At 40.8% G+C, this 16,748-nt stretch carries 17 protein-coding genes; 7 read left to right on the forward strand and 10 right to left on the reverse strand.

Going from position 1 to position 16,748, the window contains the following annotated elements:
- The first annotated feature begins 8 nt into the window (after positions 1 to 8).
- On the forward strand, positions 9 to 458 hold the full coding sequence (locus tag ACLL8Z_RS11470; protein WP_411274926.1) for a MarR family winged helix-turn-helix transcriptional regulator: 450 nt from the start codon (positions 9 to 11) through the stop codon (positions 456 to 458).
- A gap of 124 nt (positions 459 to 582) precedes the next feature.
- Here ACLL8Z_RS11470 and ACLL8Z_RS11475 read toward each other — a convergent pair whose 3' ends face one another.
- From ACLL8Z_RS11475 to ACLL8Z_RS11485, 3 genes are read right to left on the reverse strand one after another with little or no spacing between them, the layout of a single operon-like run.
- Positions 583 to 1,296 carry a ZIP family metal transporter gene (locus tag ACLL8Z_RS11475; RefSeq protein ID WP_411274927.1) on the reverse strand — a complete coding sequence of 238 codons (714 nt, stop codon included), beginning with the start codon at positions 1,294 to 1,296 and terminating at the stop codon, positions 583 to 585.
- The gene (locus ACLL8Z_RS11480; RefSeq protein WP_411274928.1) at positions 1,278 to 1,859 is read right to left on the reverse strand and encodes a phosphatase PAP2 family protein; all 582 of its coding nucleotides are present in this window, start codon (positions 1,857 to 1,859) and stop codon (positions 1,278 to 1,280) included. Before ACLL8Z_RS11480 ends, ACLL8Z_RS11475 begins: the two co-directional genes overlap by 19 nt.
- Complete coding sequence (locus ACLL8Z_RS11485) at positions 1,852 to 2,589, reverse strand: SAM-dependent methyltransferase (RefSeq protein ID WP_411274929.1); 738 nt, start codon at positions 2,587 to 2,589, stop codon at positions 1,852 to 1,854. The genes ACLL8Z_RS11480 and ACLL8Z_RS11485 overlap by 8 nt, the downstream gene beginning before the upstream one ends.
- Positions 2,590 to 2,686: 97 nt before the next feature.
- On the opposite strand from ACLL8Z_RS11485, the gene glmM reads away from it, so the two are divergent.
- The 4 genes from glmM to ACLL8Z_RS11505 all read left to right on the forward strand — a co-directional run bounded on the left by glmM (position 2,687) and on the right by ACLL8Z_RS11505 (position 6,444).
- Complete coding sequence (gene glmM, locus ACLL8Z_RS11490) at positions 2,687 to 4,081, forward strand: phosphoglucosamine mutase (RefSeq protein WP_411274930.1); 1,395 nt, start codon at positions 2,687 to 2,689, stop codon at positions 4,079 to 4,081.
- A gap of 2 nt (positions 4,082 to 4,083) precedes the next feature.
- The gene (locus tag ACLL8Z_RS11495; RefSeq protein WP_411274943.1) at positions 4,084 to 5,220 is read left to right on the forward strand and encodes a cysteine desulfurase family protein; all 1,137 of its coding nucleotides are present in this window, start codon (positions 4,084 to 4,086) and stop codon (positions 5,218 to 5,220) included.
- 82 nt (positions 5,221 to 5,302) lie between these two features.
- Complete coding sequence (locus ACLL8Z_RS11500) at positions 5,303 to 5,485, forward strand: hypothetical protein (RefSeq protein ID WP_411274931.1); 183 nt, start codon at positions 5,303 to 5,305, stop codon at positions 5,483 to 5,485.
- A 65-nt stretch (positions 5,486 to 5,550) separates the two neighbouring features.
- Positions 5,551 to 6,444 carry an MBL fold metallo-hydrolase gene (locus ACLL8Z_RS11505; protein ID WP_411274932.1) on the forward strand — a complete coding sequence of 298 codons (894 nt, stop codon included), beginning with the start codon at positions 5,551 to 5,553 and terminating at the stop codon, positions 6,442 to 6,444.
- Positions 6,445 to 6,491: 47 nt separating this feature from the next.
- Here ACLL8Z_RS11505 and accD read toward each other — a convergent pair whose 3' ends face one another.
- Positions 6,492 to 7,334: an acetyl-CoA carboxylase, carboxyltransferase subunit beta gene (accD, locus tag ACLL8Z_RS11510; protein ID WP_411274933.1), complete on the reverse strand. Its 843-nt coding sequence runs from the start codon at positions 7,332 to 7,334 to the stop codon at positions 6,492 to 6,494.
- A 162-nt stretch (positions 7,335 to 7,496) separates the two neighbouring features.
- Between accD and fbaA the strand changes: the two genes are divergently transcribed.
- Positions 7,497 to 8,576 carry a class II fructose-bisphosphate aldolase gene (gene fbaA / locus ACLL8Z_RS11515; RefSeq protein ID WP_411274934.1) on the forward strand — a complete coding sequence of 360 codons (1,080 nt, stop codon included), beginning with the start codon at positions 7,497 to 7,499 and terminating at the stop codon, positions 8,574 to 8,576.
- 60 nt (positions 8,577 to 8,636) lie between these two features.
- Positions 8,637 to 9,077: a GNAT family N-acetyltransferase gene (locus ACLL8Z_RS11520; RefSeq protein WP_411274935.1), complete on the forward strand. Its 441-nt coding sequence runs from the start codon at positions 8,637 to 8,639 to the stop codon at positions 9,075 to 9,077.
- A gap of 266 nt (positions 9,078 to 9,343) precedes the next feature.
- Here the strand turns inward: ACLL8Z_RS11520 and ACLL8Z_RS11525 are convergent, their stop codons facing one another.
- From ACLL8Z_RS11525 to secDF, 6 genes are all read right to left on the reverse strand, one after another.
- Positions 9,344 to 10,189: a hydroxymethylglutaryl-CoA lyase gene (locus ACLL8Z_RS11525; protein WP_411274936.1), complete on the reverse strand. Its 846-nt coding sequence runs from the start codon at positions 10,187 to 10,189 to the stop codon at positions 9,344 to 9,346.
- Positions 10,190 to 10,265: 76 nt separating this feature from the next.
- Positions 10,266 to 11,573, reverse strand: coding sequence for an NAD(P)/FAD-dependent oxidoreductase (locus ACLL8Z_RS11530; protein WP_411274937.1), 1,308 nt, complete (start codon positions 11,571 to 11,573; stop codon positions 10,266 to 10,268).
- Between the two features lie 32 nt (positions 11,574 to 11,605).
- Entirely contained in the window at positions 11,606 to 11,926 is a 321-nt protein-coding gene (locus tag ACLL8Z_RS11535) for a 2Fe-2S iron-sulfur cluster-binding protein (protein ID WP_411274938.1), read from the reverse strand.
- A gap of 2 nt (positions 11,927 to 11,928) precedes the next feature.
- The gene (locus tag ACLL8Z_RS11540) at positions 11,929 to 12,933 is read right to left on the reverse strand and encodes an NAD(P)/FAD-dependent oxidoreductase (RefSeq protein ID WP_411274939.1); all 1,005 of its coding nucleotides are present in this window, start codon (positions 12,931 to 12,933) and stop codon (positions 11,929 to 11,931) included.
- Positions 12,934 to 13,085: 152 nt separating this feature from the next.
- Positions 13,086 to 13,520 (reverse strand): MarR family winged helix-turn-helix transcriptional regulator, encoded by a 435-nt coding sequence (locus tag ACLL8Z_RS11545; protein WP_411274940.1) that lies wholly within the window; start codon positions 13,518 to 13,520, stop codon positions 13,086 to 13,088.
- Positions 13,521 to 13,618: 98 nt separating this feature from the next.
- Positions 13,619 to 16,585, reverse strand: a complete 2,967-nt coding sequence (secDF, locus tag ACLL8Z_RS11550) for a protein translocase subunit SecDF (RefSeq protein ID WP_411274941.1) — start codon at positions 16,583 to 16,585, stop codon at positions 13,619 to 13,621.
- Between the last annotated feature and the right edge of the window lie 163 nt (positions 16,586 to 16,748).

A 16,748-nucleotide genomic window follows, 5' to 3' on the forward strand; every position in this document is an offset into this window, starting at 1 on the left:
GTTCATGTATGGAAATAGAAAAAGAAATTGTCAGTCGAAAGTTTGAAAATAATCATCAAAAAGCCATTGTAAATTTAATATACACTTACGGGTGGATAACTAATTTGCTAAAACAGCGCCTAAACAAACATAAGATAACATTACAGCAGTATAATATTTTGAGAATTCTGCGGGGACAGAGCCCTAAGCCTGCAACTGTTAATCTTCTTAAGGACAGAATGCTTGATAAAATGTCTGACGCATCCAGAATAGTTGAGCGACTTGTTCAAAAGAAATTAGTGGAAAGGTGTGTTAACGACAAAGACAGGCGCGCCGTAGATATTCGCATTAGTTCAGACGGCCTTAAAATCCTGGAAAAGTTAGACATTGAAATGTCATCGAAAGATATTTTAAAGGGCAAAATTACAGATGAAGAAGCAGGGGCATTGAGTGGGTTGCTTGATAAGATGAGAGGGTAGGAGGTTGTACGTTATAAGTTATAGGTTGTAAGTTTTAATCAGGTAAATGATTGAATAGATAGACATGTTTTATTGCTAATGGTCCTACGTGAAAACCTACAACTTACAACCTATAACTTACAACTCAATGTAAGAAGTACCCTGCTAAAGCAATACCAACTCCCAATAAAACCGCTGCAAATTTCTTAAGGTTGAACTTATGATCAACACTTGACTCGAAAAGGATAGTTGTTGAAATGTGAAGAAATATTCCGATAACGACACCCATAATACTGTCGAAATAAATATCGATATTTCCAAAAGTGCCCTCGCCGATACGCACGCTTAACAGATAGCCTATTGGACTCATTAGGGCGAAAATGCCCAGCAACACGATAGTTTTCAAATTCGACTGGCGGGCGTGCAACAAAACGCTTCCAAGGGCGAAAGCGGCCGGTATATGATGCAAAGCGATTCCGTAAACGAGCTCAGATTGCTGCCCTTTAGCCAGAGGCATTCCTTCCAAAAATGCATGGAGACATAAACTTATCATGATGCCTATGGGAAACACATAATGATTATGGTCGTGAATATGGATATGACCATGTTCAATTCCCTCTGAAAATTGTTCCATCAGGATTTGAAGAATGAATCCGCCCAGGATAAACAGACCAATGCCCGGGTCGCCGGACTGGTACACATCCGGCATGAGATGTAAAACAGTGATTGCAAAAAGATAGGCACCGCTAAAGGAAAGAACAAGTTTGAGTCGGTTTGTGTTATTGCTTTTGAAAAGGAAGACACTCAATCCGCCAAACAAAGCACTTCCGAATAGCAATATCAGTTCCCAGGTTTCCATTCTTTAAAAGCTTTGATATGATGTAAAATGGTGCCGAAAACATAACCTATTGATCCCCCAACTATAGCTCCAAAAATGACGTCGAAGGGGTAGTGCACACCTACATATACCTGAGCAAAGCTAATTGATAATGCCCATATTATCGATAAAGGAATTATAGGTTTCCAATTATTGTAGAAAACAACTATTAGAAATATTGCAAGTGCAAAATGGTTGGCTGCGTGGGACGATGGGAGACTAAAACCGGTTCCGCAGGGAATTAGGCTGTTTACGTCCGCCTTTATAAGTGAATCATTACACGGTCTTAAGCGCTCAAACGCGGGTTTAAGGATTGAAGAAGAAAAATAGTCTGTAAAGCCAAACGTTAGTGCGATAAAGATTAATATCAGCCAGCCTTTGAGCCCAAAATTTCTGACGAAAAATACAGCCATGAAGAGGTATAGTGGGATCCAAAAATACCTGTTTCTCAAAAGAGGCATTAACCAATCGAAGAAGTTATTTGAAAGGCAATGGTTGATGAAAAAGAAGATCTCCTGATCCAGTCGATTAAGTTGTTCAAGCATCAGCTTTGCTGCATATAAAAATTAGGCGATCTGAACGGTTTTCTTCAAAGGCATTTAAAGAGTAATCTCCAAAGAAATTAAGGATTTTAAAGCCGCTTTTTTTAAACATATTTTCGAAATCAGAAAATGTAAAGGCTTTCACCTCTTCTTTAAATGAGAAGTCTTTATTTTTATGTTCAAATGAAATACTCTTTATTATTTTCCCGCCAGCAACTTTTTTGCTGATATAAAAATCTATCCCATCAGCCTGCTTAACTTCCTGTTGAGTCAGGTTGCGCATTATTTTCTCACTGTTAAAGTAATCCAGCACCAAAATACCGTCTTTTTTCAGTGATTTTCTAAATGTTTTTAGCGCGTTAATATGGTCCTTCTCAGTTTCGAAATATCCAAAACTGGTGAATAGATTGAACCCTATATCGAAATAATTGATGTAAAACAGATATCTCATGTCATGGACATAAAAATGCAGTTTTTCATTTTCAAACTGTTGTGCAAATCTGATGCTGGAAAATGAAAGATCAATTCCTGTTACGTCATAACCTTTCTTATCTAGATAGACCGAATGCCTGCCCCTGCCGCAAGCGATATCTAACAGGCGGGAATCCGATGCTGGTTTCAAATATGCACAGAGGTTATCGATAAAAAATTCAGCTTCTTCATCATTTCTCTGCTGATACAGGATATGGTAATAAGGAGAATTAAACCAGTTTTGAAACCATTTTTTAGGCATATGAAACTTCGGAATTGAAGGTCAAAGATAGACATTTAGTGTTTTAGAGTATGGGTATAGAATGTAATTGTTATTTTTGTCGCTCATATTATTCATCGTGACTTTAATCAAATCAATTTCAGGAATCAGGGGTACCATTGGGGGTATTGCAGGCTACGGCTTAACGCCTCCCGATATTATTAAATTCACAGCGGCATATGGAAAATGGGTCGTCCAAAACACCGGGAAAAATAAAATTGTTATTGGCAGAGACGCCAGAATATCAGGTGATATGGTTAGGAATCTGGTGGTAGGGACGCTGCAAAGCATTGGGATCGACGTGGTGGATATCGGTCTCTCAACTACACCTACTGTCGAGATCGCCGTGCCGGATGAAAATGCCGGAGGTGGTATTATATTAACTGCCAGTCATAATCCAAAGCAGTGGAACGCCTTGAAACTTCTCAACGACAAGGGCGAGTTCATCTCAGATGCTGACGGACAATTGATTCTCTCCATGGCGGAGGAGCCAGGTCTCGAATATGCCGATGTAAATTCATTAGGTAAAGTAACTTTCGATGACAGCTATCTTCAAAAACATATTGACAAAGTACTCGCATTGCCATTGGTGGATGCAGAAGTTATTAAAAAAGCAGGTTTTAGAATAGCAATCGACGGTGTTAATTCCTCGGGTGGAATATTTGTCCCTGCTTTACTGCGGGCACTGGGCGTGGAAAATATTTTTGAGCTCTATTGTGAGCCCGATGGGGAATTTCCCCACAATCCCGAGCCACTCCCGGAGAATCTAACGGATCTTTCCAAGGAAGTGATTTCTAAAAATGCAGATCTGGGTATAGCGGTAGATCCCGATGTCGATCGTCTATGTTTTGTTTGCGAAGATGGTTCTATGTTTGGAGAAGAATATACACTTGTAGCTGTAGCCGATTATGTATTGAATAATACCCCGGGAAATACGGTATCTAATCTATCATCGACACGTGCGCTAAGAGACGTTACTGAAGCTAATAATGGTGTCTACAATGCAGCAGCCGTAGGAGAGGTGAATGTTGTGAATAAGATGAAGGAAACTCAGGCTGTAATTGGAGGAGAAGGTAATGGCGGCGTTATTTATCCTGAATCTCATTATGGCAGAGATGCATTGGTAGGAATTGCATTATTTTTAACCCATCTGGCTAAATCAGGGAAGGCAGTATCAGTACTTCGTGCAGGTTACCCGGCATATTTTATTTCAAAGAATAAAATTACATTAACACCTGAAATGGATATTGATGCACTTTTGCTAGAAGTTCAGAAACGATACAAGAATCAACCTTTTAGCACTATCGACGGATTAAAAATCGAATTTGAAAAGCAATGGGTTCATCTGAGGCGTTCGAATACTGAACCGATAATCCGAATTTATTCCGAAGGGAGCTCTGAAACAGCCGCAAACAGTCTTGCACAAAAGATTATTTCCGACATACAGGAAATTCTACGACTATCTAATTCATAATGATGCGTGTATATTTTGATAATGCCGCTACAACTCCCATAGATAAGGAAGTATTGAAGGCAATGTATGAGGTGATGGAAATGCAGTTTGGCAACCCATCGTCTATACACGCACATGGAAGGGAAGCGCGTACTGTAATTGAAAAAGCACGTAAAAAAATAGCCGGTTTATTACATGCATCTCCTGCAGAGTTTTTCTTTACCTCAGGAGGTACAGAAGCTGATAATATGGCCATCAGGAGTGGTATTTCAGATCATGGGATAAAACATGCAATTACTTCTTCAATCGAGCATCATGCAGTACTGCATACACTGCAGTCATTGGAAAAAGGCGGAGTTATCAGATTGAGTTATGTTAATATTGATGGGAAAGGGAACGTGGACTTAGGGCATCTTGAAGAGCTGCTAAAGTCAGATGAAAGAAGCTTTGTGTCCTTAATGCATGCAAATAATGAACTGGGCACCATTACGGACATAGAAGCAATTGGCGAGCTTTGCGAACAATATGGAGCCATTTTTCATTGTGATACAGTGCAGACAATGGGGCATTATGTTCATGATCTGAGAAAATTAAAGGTGCATTTTTTAGTATGCGCTGCGCACAAACTACACGGGCCCAAGGGTGTAGGTTTTCTTTATATCAATCATATGATTAAGATCAATCCTATGATATACGGAGGATCTCAGGAGCGTAATATGAGAGGTGGTACCGAAAATGTTTACGGCATCGTAGGACTTGCAAAATCATTGGAGATCGCTTATGCGGAAATGGAACAGCACCAGCTCTATATTCAGGGCTTGAAATCGTATATGATTACTCAGCTTCAGGAAAATGTACCGGGTATTGAATTTAATGGTGAGATTGAAACTGATAAAAGCTTATATACGGTTTTAAATGTGTCCTTCCCTGCGATGGATATGGCAGAAATGCTGCTTTTTAGCCTAGATATTGCTGGAATTTCTGCATCAGGAGGAAGTGCGTGCAGCTCCGGGACAAACATAGGTTCACATGTTCTTAATGGTATCCAGGCAAAGCCCGAACGGCCTGCAGTTAGGTTTTCTTTCAGTAAATATAACACGAGAGAAGAAATAGACTATGTGGTAGAGAAAGTTAAAGAACTTTTAGGGCCTGGACAATGAGCCCGGAATAGGTTAAATTTGTTTTTATTTTTTTTGTTTTTATCGTATATTCACACTATCAACACTTAATAAGGAGATTGTTATGAAAAAGAAAAACATTCCCAGCTTTAAAGATCAAACTAATTCGAAAGAAGAATTAACAGAAAAGCCTAAACAGAAACATCAAAATCTTCACCTGGCTCGTGGTTTTAGTTTTAGTGACCACTCCCACGGAAGAGTTAATCATCATTCAATAGGGTATAACCATGAACCCGGAACATTATAAAGTTAATCCCGCGAAAGCGGGATTTTTATTTACCAGCTTTATAGTTAGATTAGAAAAAAAATCAAATGAAACGTAGATCATTCATACAAGCCACAGGAGCCTCCATTGGAATGTTAGCTCTTTTACAGAATCAGGGGCTCGCGGCTCTTTTACAGTCATCTTATAAAATGACCTTACTTCGTAAGGACGTCGGGATTTTTACAGAACAAGGCGGTACCATTGGCTGGATGGTTAATAATGATGGCATTGTAGTTGTTGACGCCCAGTTTGAGAATACCGCTGCTCATGTGATTGAAGAACTGAAGAAGAAGTCGGGCAAATCTTTCAAGTATCTCATTAATTCTCATCATCACAGGGATCATACTGGCGGAAATATTGCTTTCAAAGGCATTGCTGACCACGTTATTGCCCATGCGAATTGCCTAATTAATCACCGTGCTGCCGCTGCGGCTCAAAAGTTGGAGGATAAACAATTGTTCGCAGACACGGTATTTAACAAAAAATGGAGAACTAAAGTGGGTTCTCAGGCGATTAGCGCTCAGTACTTTGGCGCCGGCCATACCAATGGCGATGCTATCATTCATTTTGAAGATGCTAACATCGCGCACATGGGTGATTTAATGTTTAACAGGCGTTTCCCTTTCATAGATCGTACCGCCGGGGCCAACATCGGCAGCTGGATTAAAGTCCTGGATCAAACCCTGAAAAAATTCGATACAGACACATTGTTTATTTTTGGCCATTCTCTGGATCCCGAAAAGGTCACCGGGAATAAAGAAGATATTAAGGCAATGCGAAACTATCTGGAGAAGCTGCTTCTATTTGTAGGAAATCAGAAAAAGGCAGGGAAATCAAAGGAGGAAATATTAAAGGCCACCTTTATTCCGGGTGCTGAAGACTTTAAAGGCCAGGGTTTAGAAAGAAGCCTGACTTCTGCCTACGAAGAGCTTTCCTCATAGAGTAAACTCATCTTCCTATACAGACGACAACAATTGACTTCTGCAAGCTACTTCACCATTCTTAAAAACGAAGCTAGCTTGGCTTTCATTTGTCTTCTGTCTACAATAAAATCAAGGAATCCGTGCTCTAAAACGAACTCAGAAGTTTGAAATCCTTTGGGCAGATCCTTTTTAATTGTTTCCTTGATAACGCGCGGACCAGCGAATCCAATTAATGCGCCCGGCTCCGATATATTAATATCACCCAGCATAGCATAGGACGCCGTTACTCCACCTGTTGTAGGATCGGTAAGTAGTGAAACGTACGGTAATTTTGCTTTGCTTAGTAAAGCAAGCTTAGCTGAAGTTTTAGCCATTTGCATTAAGGAGAATGCTGCTTCCATCATTCGTGCTCCGCCTGATTTCGAGATCATCAGGAAAGGAATTTTATGCTCGATACTATAGTCAATAGACCGAGCTATTTTTTCTCCAACTACAGATCCCATCGAACCGCCGATGAAATTGAAATCCATACATGCAATAACAAGTTCCTGCTCTCCAAGTTTACCTGTTGCCGAACGAATGGCATCATTCAAACCTGTTTTGCCATAGCTTTCTTCAAGGCGATCGGTATATTTCTTAGTGTCGGTAAATTCGAGAGGGTCGCCGGAACGAAGGTTTGGAAATAGCTCTGTAAACTGATTGTCGTCAAATAATATATCAAAATATTCTTTAGAACCTATTCTAAGATGATATCCGCAATAATGACAGACGTATTTATTTTCAACCTGTTCTGCGTAATGCAATGGCTTTTTACACGATGGGCATTTGTTCCACATGCCATCAGGTGTTTCTTTTTTCTCTTCGGTAGAAGTTATTATCCCCTTTTTTTCTCTCTTAAACCAGGCCATTATGGATATCTGTATAACGTACAAAGAAACAAAAATTTTAAGAAAGCAAGGTTACCCAAACTTATTCAATAAAAAGTGGTTCTAAACGTGGAATTTTCGAAGATTTAGTTGATTTTGAGATGAAATTTCCTAATTTCGAAACCTAATCATTAATATAATCGAATGGAATTAAAGGAATTTAAGGGAGTATTGCATGGTGATGCAGTTCAGGAGCTTTTTGAAGCTGCCAAAAAGCATCAATTTGCGCTTCCAGCAGTAAACGTAATAGGCACGAATTCTATAAATGCTGTGATGGAAACAGCCCGGACTGTCAATTCCCCGGTAATTATCCAACTGTCCAATGGGGGGGCTCAGTTTTATGCAGGGAAATCTTTGAACAACGATAACATGCAAGCCTTTATACTTGGGGGAGTTTCTGCAGCCCATCACGTGCATTTGTTGGCTGAACATTATGGCGTTGCTGTTATACTACATACAGATCATGCTGCTAAAAAGTTGCTTCCATGGATCGATGGGCTTCTTGACCATGGCGAGAAATTTTTTGCTCAACATGGCAAGCCTCTGTTTTCATCCCACATGCTGGATCTTTCAGAAGAAACTATTGAGGAAAATATAGAAATAAGTAAGAGATACCTTCAACGTATGAAGGCGATGGGTATGACCCTTGAAATTGAATTGGGAGTTACCGGAGGAGAAGAAGACGGTGTTGATAACAGTGATGTGGATAGTTCTAAACTTTATACGCAACCTTCTGAAGTTGCCTATGCCTACAAGGAACTAAGTACAGTTAGCGATAAATTTACTGTTGCTGCTGCTTTCGGTAATGTACATGGCGTTTATAAACCAGGGAATGTAAAACTTCAGCCTGTTATCCTCAAAAATTCTCAGGATTTTGTTCGTAAGGAGTTTAATAAAGAGGCAGAAAAGCCTGTAAATTTCGTGTTTCATGGTGGGTCGGGTTCTTCCCAGGAGGAGATACGCGAAGCAATTTCGTATGGTGCTATCAAAATGAACATAGATACAGATATGCAATGGGCATTTTGGGAAGGCATCAGAGATTATTATCAATCAAAAGAAGCATATCTCCAAAGTCAGATCGGAAATCCGGATGGAGAAGATTCACCTAATAAAAAACATTATGACCCGCGGGTGTGGCTTCGTAAGGCTGAAGAAACATTTGTGAAGCGACTTACTCAAGCTTTTGACGACCTGAATTGCATTAATGTAAATGAAAAGCTATAAGTAGATCTAAGCCTGTCCTGCAATTCACTTATGTCAGACAATAAAGATTCTAACTAAGCTATGACCCAAGATAACCTGTCAGTTCAAAAGGTATCGAATCCCTCGGACCTTGAAAAAGTGTTTGCCATCCGCAAAAAAGTCTTTGTTGAAGAACAAAATTGTCCTCCGGAACTTGAATGGGAGTTTGAAGATGAATCTGTTCATTTTATGGGTTCAATTAACGATGTGCCGGCTGGAGCTTCCCGCTGGCGTCTCACTGAAAAGGGATTTAAACTCGAACGTTTCGCAGTTTTGAAAGAGTTTCGGGGTAGAGGGATGGGGAAAGCACTGGTACAGAGCGTTCTTGATGACCTGCCGACCGATGCGGATTACATTTATTTGAATGCGCAGCTTACAGCAATTGGCTTATATGAAAAGTTTGGATTTGTAAAGGAGGGACCGCAATTTGAGGAAGCTGGTATTCAGCATTTTAAGATGGTGTTGAGAGAAAAGGGGCTTTAGTTTATTTAGTTCCCGTTTTCGCCCGATGTGATTAAGTGAAGAGGTTGCCGCTTTGGGTAAGGTCATTCAGGAAAGATTTGCCCCATAAAAAAAATGTTTGTGGAGGTTCCCGCTTTCGCCTAAGGTCACTATTAAGATTTGCCCAATCAAAAAAATATTTGTGGAGGTTCCCGTTTTCGCGGGAATGACAGGGGCATTTGGGGGGATTAGGGAGATTCCGGCTTTCGCCGGAATCTGAGTGGTACCAGCTAAGCTAACACACGAACTTAACCAAATATCTTGTTTGAGAATAACATTGCTTGCGCCCAGATATCCACATTGAGATTGTGTTGTTCTCCACGCTCATTCAGGAATGATATAAGCGCTTCAGTTGCAATATTTCCGGTGAGGTTATCTGTTGCCATAGGGCAGCCGCCAAAGCCTCTCAGAGCAGAATCGAACCTTCTGCAGCCACTGTCCCATGCTGCAGCTAATTTTTCATAGGAGCTCGAAGGCGTACTGTGTAAATGTAAGCCGAATTCAATTGCTGAGAACTGGCTCTGAAGATGGGGAAAGAGATGTCTTATCTTCTCGGGCGTTGAAACACCGGTGGTATCAGAAAGGGAAATAATTTCCACCCCGATTTTTACCAGTTCGCTGGTCCAGTGTTCTGCAATCTCATTACTCCAAACATCATCGTAAGGATTGCCGAAAGCCATCGACAGATAGATAACCGCTTTCTTTTTCGATTTGTCGCAGGCACTTAAAAGTTCGGCTACAGTACACAACGACTCTTTCATACTCGAATTGGTATTTCGCTTCTGAAATGTTTCTGAAATTGAAAAAGGAAATCCCAGATAACTTATCTGCTCATGCTTGATCGCTTCTTCAACTCCCCTAAGATTCGCCACTATGGCAAGGAGTTTGGAATTGGATGAATTTAGATCAAGTAAATCAAGAACCTCCGCGGTGTCCCGGAGCTGTGGGACCGCATTAGGCGATACAAAGCTCCCAAAATCAATAGTATCAAAGCCCACCTGCAGCAACAGATTTATATATTCTGCTTTGATTTTGGCAGGGATATAATCATGCAAGCCTTGCATGGCATCACGCGGACATTCGATGAGTTTCATTAGTATTAAATATCAAGCCTGCCTGCCGACAGGCAGGTATCAGGTATCAACTTTTAACTTTCAGCAAAAAAGAAAGTTACTTCGCCATCGGGTCCTCCGTCATCGATTCCCGACTAAATCTTCTGATAATCAGTCTGGTACCCCGGTCATAACTAAAGTAGCTCCAAACCCAATTGACAAAGGTTACTAATTTATTTCTGAATCCGACGAGCGACATCAAATGTACAAACATCCAGACAAACCAGGCAAAAATTCCCTGAAAGCGAATCTTTCCAATGTCTACCACTGCTTTATTACGACCGACGGTTGCCATCGAACCTTTGTCGAAGTACTTGAAGGCTTCGGGCTGCTCATTATTCATAAAGCGAATTATGTTTTTTGCAAGCTGTGTGCCCTGTTGTATCGCTACTGGCGCTACACCGGGATGTCCGTTAGGCGTTTCCTCTGTTATTTGTGCTGCTACATCTCCAATTGCAAAAATATACTCCTGACCTTCAACGCGGTTAAATTCATCCACAATTACGCGATTACCTCTGGCTATTGTTTCTGGAGGAAGACCCTCCAAAACAGCACCTTTAACCCCAGCCGACCATAGCACGTTTTTAGTATGGATCTCACGGCCGTCTGACAGCTTAATAACGTTTCCGTCATAGGCCTCAACACGGAGGTTTGTATAGACATTTACGCCCATTTCTTCCAGGAACAGTCTCGATTTCGAGGAAGCCTGATCCGACATTACACCAAGCAGTTCATCAGAACCCTCGATAAGATATACGTTTATATCTTCAATGCTAAGCTCCGGGTAATCTTTAGGCAAAACATGTTTTTTCAGTTCGGCCAAAGATCCTGATAGTTCAACTCCAGTCGGACCGCCGCCAACAACTACAAAATTTAATAGTGACCTTTTCTCAACAATATCCGTTACAACCAAAGCCTCCTCGAGATTCTGTAAAATCATACTTCTGAGATTTAATGCCTCGGGAATGGTTTTCATAGCCATTGAAAAATGTTCAATTTCTTTCTGGCCGAAAAAATTCGTGTCAGACCCTGTTGCAATTATGAGATAGTCGTAGCTGATTTCGCCAATTGAAGTAATAACCACTTTTCGGGAAGGATCAACAGCATCTACATTTGTTACTCTAAACGTAAAATTGTTCTGGTTCTTGAAGATCTTCCGTAGAGGAAATGCGATGGAATCGGCTTCAAGACCTCCGGTTGCAACCTGATATAGAAGGGGCTGGAAGGTGTGATAATTATGCCTGTCGAGCATGAGAATATCCACTTCTTTATTCTTCAAGCGTTTTGCTAGTTCAATGCCGCCGAAGCCACCGCCTACGATGACTATCCGGGGAAATTTACTTGAATAAGTTGTCTGCTGCTCCATACTATAATTTAATGGTTAACACCTCCAAAGGTTTATTGTTCATCGCCCCGAATACGGAATATCATCCCGTTAAGGTTCTCATTCATCCTGATCTGACAAGCGAGCCGGCTGTCAAATCCGGCATCAGGCAATGTATCAAGCATATCCATTTCTGCATCTGATGGAGCAGGGAGAAGGTCCAGGCCTTCCAGAACCTGGACATGACAAGTCGCGCAAAGCGCCATCCCTCCACAGGTAGCAAGGATATTATATTCAGATGCTTTCAATACCTCCATAAGATTGAGGCTAACTTCTTCTGGAATTTCTACCGGCTGCTGTTCGCCATCGCGGTCTTCCACTATAATATTAATCATTATTAGAAAGCATTTACGCCATAAACGGTCGTGTATTTAAAACTCAATTTCTGATCCGGGTAAACATGTTTGAAGGCGCTCTGGACCATAAGAGCAGCTTCGTGGAATCCACAAAGTATCAGCTTTAGTTTTCCTGGGTAGGTATTAATATCGCCAATTGCATAAATACGCTCTATATTTGTTGAATAGTCAAAGGTATTTACTTCGATTGCAGATTTATCAATATTTAAACCCCAATTCCCGATAGGTCCCAACTTAGGACTTAAACCAAACAGGGGTATAAGGTAATCCGTTTCTTGTGATACTGTAACCTTATCTCTGCCGAGATAACTAACTTTTTTAAGATGGCCGTTTCCTGAAACACTAAGGAGATTGGATTGTAAAACAAGATTGATCTTACCTTTATTGGCCAGCTCATGAACTTTTTCAGCTGAATCCGGTGCTCCGCGAAATGTATCTCCCCTGTGGATTAGCGTTACTTGCTCCGCTATATCAGAAAGAAATATTGTCCAGTCAAGTGCTGAATCGCCGCCGCCTGCCAGAATAACTTTCTTATCTCTGAAATGTTCAGGATTTTTGACCATGTACTCCACACCTTTTCCTTCAAAATCAAGCAATCCTTCGATCTCTGGTTTACGAGGTTCAAAACAGCCAAGCCCTCCTGCAATTACAACCACTTTTGCGTGAACAATAGTACCATCATTTGTACCTACAAGATATGATCCGTCGTCCTGCGTTACAAGTGTTTCTACACGCTCTCCCAACGTAAAGCCGGGATCAAATGGTGCTATTTGTTCCATGAGCCTATCCACAAGCTCTTGCGCTTTAATATCGGGGTAGCCCGGAATATCATAAATAGGCTTATGGGGGTATATTTCAGAAAGCTGACCACCTACCTGCGGCAAAGTATCAATCAAATGGCATCGCATTTTTAAAAGGCCGGCTTCAAAGACTGAGAACAGGCCAACAGGGCCGGCTCCAATTATGCATATATCTGTATTTATCATTTTTTTAGTATCAATTACTTAGTATTTAGTATCAAGTATCAAGTATCACGATGGCCACAATGTGAAGTACATGTTTTCTATAACAATGGGACTTCTAATCGCCTAGCCAGTTAACTTGCAACGGGCAACTGACTACAGGAAACTGAACAATGTTAGTCGTCCAGATTACTATAAATTGTGTCCAGGATTCGTTTGAGATTCATGTAATCATCTTCCGCCAGGTTTTGCCAGGCTTTCATTCGTATTTCTGCCATTTTTGGGGTCCATTTCAAAACGGTTTGTGTTCCCATTTCGGTTAAATGTATCGTAAAACATCGCCTGTCAGTGGGCTGGATCCTTCTTTCAGTGAGCCCCTTTTTGCAGAGAAGATCTATGATACGGGTTAGGGTAGGTGTATCTTTTCCGCTTATTTCTGCCAGCTGGGTTTGATTAAGATCGTTGTGCTGATTCAGGCGTTTTATTATGATCCACTGATCTACGGTAATGTCGTATTTCTCTGCATTAAACCTTCGCTGTGCATATTGTTTGACCTTCCTGGCCGTCCGGTCAAGGAGATAAGAATAAGTGCTAAATGCTTCTGTTGACATACGTATTGTTAGTATGACAACAAATATCCTGATATAAAATGACTAAAACAAAAAAAGTCCCGCAATTGCGGGACTTTTTCTAAAAATCGTTCAAGGATTTAAGCTTTCCTGACCTCATCTCCCTTTTCTTTAATAAACTCTACCACGAATGGTGTAGCTACGAAAAGTGAGGAATATGTACCAAATATAACACCTATTAGCATCGCGAATGAGAATCCCCTTAAAATCTCGCCTCCGAAGATGAATATGATTAATAACACAGCCATTGTACAAATACCTGTGATAACAGTACGGCTTAGAGTGCTGTTAAGGGCATTATTGATAACGGTTGGAAGATTTTCATCTTTAGAATGATGTTGCCCTATATATTCACGGACACGGTCAAACACTACAACAGTATCATTTATGGAATAACCCATTACCGTTAATATTGCGGCTACAAAAGCCTGATCGATATCCAGTGAGAATGGCAGCCATCCGTTGAAAATGGTAAATATAGCCAGCAAGACAAGTACATCATGTACGAGTGCCAGAATAGCTGCAAATCCAAAGGCCATACGCTTGAAGCGGATAATAATATATAAAAAGATAACCAGAATGGCGAAGCCCACAGCATAAATGGCTGAAGTTTTTATGTCATCTGCCATGGTTGGCCCAACCTTTTGAGAATCTTTTATCTCGTATACTGGGTTGATCTTTTTAAGTCCTTCTACTAGCTTGACATTCACTTTGTCATCAGCAGCGAGGGTGTTGTCATTGATCAGGTAAGCGGTGGTTATTTTAACCTGATTAGACGATCCAAAAGTTTTTACTTCAACAGGCGTTCCGAACGTGTTAATTAAGGTTGCGCGGGCGTCTTCAACATCTACAGGCTTATCAAACGCTACAAAATAAGAGCGTCCCCCAGAAAAGTCAACCCCAAGACTAAATCCTTGAGTGAAGGCTGAAATAATCCCTGCCAGAATGATAGCAGATGAAAGAATATAGAACTTTTTACGCCCTGTTATAAAGTCGAATTTTGAATCCTTGAATAGGTTTTGAGTTGCTGGAATTGAGAATTTAATGTTTTGCTTCCTTTCAAGCATCCACTCAAAAACTAATCTGGAGATGAAGATGGCAGCGAATAAAGACGTTGCAATACCGATCATCAGGGTGGTTGCAAAACCTACAATAGGACCTTGTCCGAATATATAGAGTATTACGCCGGTAAGAAATGTAGTGATGTTTGAATCCAGGATAGAAGGCATTGCCTTTTTGAAACCTTCCGCTATAGCCAGCCGGATCGATTTACCTTCTGCCAATTCCTCGCGTATCCGTTCGTAAATAAGAACGTTCGCATCAACAGACATACCTAAGGAAAGAACTATACCTGCAATACCTGGTAGTGTAAGAACAGCACCCAATGACGCAAGGACTCCCATCAGGAAAAACAAATTGATTAATAAAGCAATATTTGCGACTATTCCAGCAGTGCTATAATACATCGCCATGAATAAAAGGATGACAATAACTCCGGCTATTGTAGAAATCAAACCAGCAGAGATAGACTCAGCACCAAGCGAAGGTCCAACAACGTACTCGCTCACAATTCTCGCACGAGCTGGTAATCTCCCAGCCTTTAAAACGTTTGCCAAATCCTGTGTATCTTCTATTTTAAAATTGCCACTGATAGATGAAATACCATTTGGAATTTCGCCCTGAACAGTAGGAGCAGAATAAACAAGGTTATCAAGTACAATAGCAACACTCTTTTTATTGTTAGGATCCGCAGACGCGGCTGCAGTTAGAGTTCTCCAGGCTCGAGCGCCTTCCGTATTCATAATCATTACCACTTCCGCACTTCCACGCTGATCATAATCAGAACGCGCTTCTGAGATCACATCGCCTTCCAAAGCTGGCCCGCCAGCAAGGTTACTGGTCTTTAACGCATATAATTCAAATACTTTGCTATCTGGTGAGATTGGTTTTACACCCCAGTATAACTTTATGTTAGTAGGGATTACAGATTTCACCTGAGGTGAAGACAGATAAGCATTCACTTTAGCAGTATCCTTTAAGGCAGCGTAACCTACTACCGGACCCGGACGCAAGCTGTTTTGCCCGTTCTCGCCCTGGAAGGTAGCTGGATTTAATATGGAAAATAACGGGTTTTGCTTGGCTTGTTCGGCCTGTATTTGGTTCAAAGCAGCCGTGCTGTCGACTTTACCTGTCGTGTCTTTTTTACCTAATGAAGCAAGTTTGCTTTTAGAAGTATCCTGAGCGGCAGTTGTGTTAGCGGTTGTGTCTGCAGCTTTACTTGTCGAAGCGAGGATGCTGTTCACATTCTGAAGAAGGGCAAAAATTTCGATGTTATCGTAAGTTTCCCAGAATTCGAGTTTAGCAGAACCCTGTAATAGTTTACGAACCCTATCCTGGTCACTAACTCCGGGAAGTTCTATTAGGATCCTGTTTGTACCTTCTTGTTTTTGAATATTCGGCGAAGTAACACCAAACTTGTCGATACGGGTACGGAGAATATTAAAAGTGAGGTCGATAGCGCCGTCAGCTGCTTTCTTTAAAAACCTGATTACTTCCTGATTGGTCGCATCGGCTTTCAAGTTTCCCGCATTTTCTTTTGTGGCGAACAACGGCGCCAGTCTGCTATTTGGACTGATTTTTTCAAACTCTCTGCCGAAAGCAGAAATAAAATCATTATCACCGCTCGCGACAGCACCTTCTGCATTTCTGATAGCTGCATTAAAATTTGCATCTGTGGATTTATTAGCCAAATTACGTACCATTTCGCTCAACGCGATCTCCATAGTAACGTTCATACCGCCTTTCAGATCCAATCCCAAAGGTATCTCACGTTCTTTAGCATACTGATAAGTAATATAACTTAAGCTGCTGAAAACGGGCAGTAAGGCTACAGAATCGAGGTAAACCTTTTCCTTTGTCAGATTGCCATTAGCAACCTTCTGAGCATCATTTTCAACTTTATTCGCTATCCACGTAAATGAGAGTGAATATAAACACGCAAGCGTTAATGCTATTGCGGCGAATTTAACTAGTCCTTTACCTTGCATTTTATTTTAAATTGTATAATAATATTGATTTAAGCCTGTTTTGGTTAAGACGGCAAAGCTAATTAAAATTTTGTTTTTAAGAATTCTTTAAAGCAGAAATGTGCGTATTATTTCAGCCTCTGATGTATTTAATAAATGAATAGGAATAAATATTCTTTTCATC

Source organism: Daejeonella sp. (genome assembly GCF_046590655.1).
GTDB lineage: Bacteria > Bacteroidota > Bacteroidia > Sphingobacteriales > Sphingobacteriaceae > Daejeonella.